At 73.3% G+C, this 570-nt stretch carries 1 protein-coding gene; it reads left to right on the forward strand.

Translation table 11 applies throughout. The features are described from left to right. Positions 1 to 505: aldose epimerase family protein (locus FJV41_RS49795; protein WP_220137989.1), on the forward strand; the 505-nt coding region annotated here is incomplete at its 5' end. Positions 506 to 570: the final 65 nt, after the last annotated feature.

Genomic DNA, 570 nt, shown 5'->3' on the forward strand with positions numbered 1-570 from the left:
CGCGCTCTGGCCGCACGCCTTCGCCGCGCGCCTGGAGGTGGAACTGGCGGAAGACACGCTGCGGATCGCGCTCACGCTGCGCAACCGGGGCGATGCGCCCTGGTCGTTCACCGGCGCGCTCCACAGCTACCTGCGGGTGGCGGACATCGCCGCGGCGCGGGTGGACGGCCTCGATGGCTGCGCCCGCTGGGACGCCGCGACCGACCGCCGCGGCGTGCAGGAGGGCCCCCTGACGTTCGACGGCGAGTTCGACCGCGTGTTCGATGCGCCCGGCGCGCCGCTGCGCGTGGAGACCGGGCTGGGCGTGCTGTCGGTCACCCAGGGCGGGTTCGCCGAGAACGTCGTCTGGAACCCCGGCGCAGCGCTCTGCGCCAAGCTGCCCGACATGCCGCCGGACGGCTACCGCCACATGCTGTGCGTGGAATCCGCCTGCGTGCATGTGCCCGTGGAGCTCGCCCCGGGCGCCGAATGGACCGGCTGGCAGCAACTGCAGGTCGTCCGCTGAGGCGGCACCGCCGCTCTCCCGTTTTCCGCTTTTCTTCCCCGATCCCCTTCTTGCAGGACCCGCCC

Origin of the sequence: Myxococcus llanfairpwllgwyngyllgogerychwyrndrobwllllantysiliogogogochensis (genome assembly GCF_006636215.1) — a bacterium.
GTDB classification, from domain to species: domain Bacteria; phylum Myxococcota; class Myxococcia; order Myxococcales; family Myxococcaceae; genus Myxococcus; species Myxococcus llanfairpwllgwyngyllgogerychwyrndrobwllllantysiliogogogochensis.